At 52.8% G+C, this 1,013-nt stretch carries 1 protein-coding gene; it reads left to right on the top strand.

Translation table 11 applies throughout. The features are described 5' to 3' along the window. Positions 1-1,013: IS256 family transposase (locus DYD21_RS20795; protein WP_158607391.1), on the top strand; the 1,013-nt coding region annotated here is incomplete at both ends.

Below are 1,013 nucleotides of genomic sequence, written 5' to 3'. Positions count from 1 at the left end.
GAAATGCAGGCCCACGTCGATCAGAATCGTCCCAATCGACGTAACGGCAAGAAAGAAAAAACGGTTAAAAGCTCTCAGGGGTTGTTGCGCATCGAGATGCCCCGCGATCGGGAAGCGAGTTTTAACTCTGGGCTTCTTCCGAAGCGAGCGACCACGCTGGGCGATGGGCTGGATAATAAAATCCTGGCCCTGTACGGACTAGGCATGAGTTATTCAGATATCCGTACTCATTTAGCCGAGATGTACGGGGTGGATGTCAGCGAGGCGAGTCTGTCGGCTATCACAGATAAGGTTCTTGGTGAGTTGGCCGGCTGGCAGTCGCGTGAGCTTGACCCGCTGTATCCGTTTGTATGGCTGGACGCCCTCCACTACAAAGTACGCCACGATGGACGGGTCATCACCCGGGCCATGTACACGGTACTGGCCCTGCGCCTGGATGGTCATAAAGAGCTACTGGGACTTTACATCAGCGAAAGTGAAGGAGCCCGGTTCTGGCTGGGCGTGCTATCGGACTTGCAGTCGCGGGGAGTGCAAGATATTCTGGTGGCCAGCGTGGATGGGCTGAAAGGTTTCCCGGAAGCCATAGAGAGTATTTTTCCACACACGCGCGTGCAGCTGTGCCTGGTGCATCAGATGCGTAACTCGCTGCGCTTTGTGCCGGATAGAGATCGAAAGACAGTAGCCCGGGAGTTGAAGAAGGTCTACAAGGCTCCCAAACGTGATGATGCAAAACTAGCTTTTGAGGCCTTCTGCAACGATTGGGGACAAAAATACCCAATGATTGTGAAAAGCTGGACGCAGCATTGGGACCGCCTGATGGAGATGTTTGAATATCCCCCGGAAATACGTAGAATTATGTACACGACCAATCCGGTGGAAGGGGTGCATCGCCAGCTTCGCAAGGTAACCAAGACAAAAGGAGCCTTTGTGAGTGATCAGGCGTTGTTAAAGGTCTTGTATCTGGCCTATAAGAACATTAGCAAGAAGTGGCGAATAACCAACCAAAACTGGGG

Origin of the sequence: Rhodohalobacter sp. SW132, assembly GCF_003390325.1 — a bacterium.
GTDB lineage: Bacteria > Bacteroidota > Rhodothermia > Balneolales > Balneolaceae > SW132.
The sequence above is the reverse complement of the archived record's forward strand: the minus strand, read 5'-3'. Positions and strand labels throughout refer to the sequence as shown.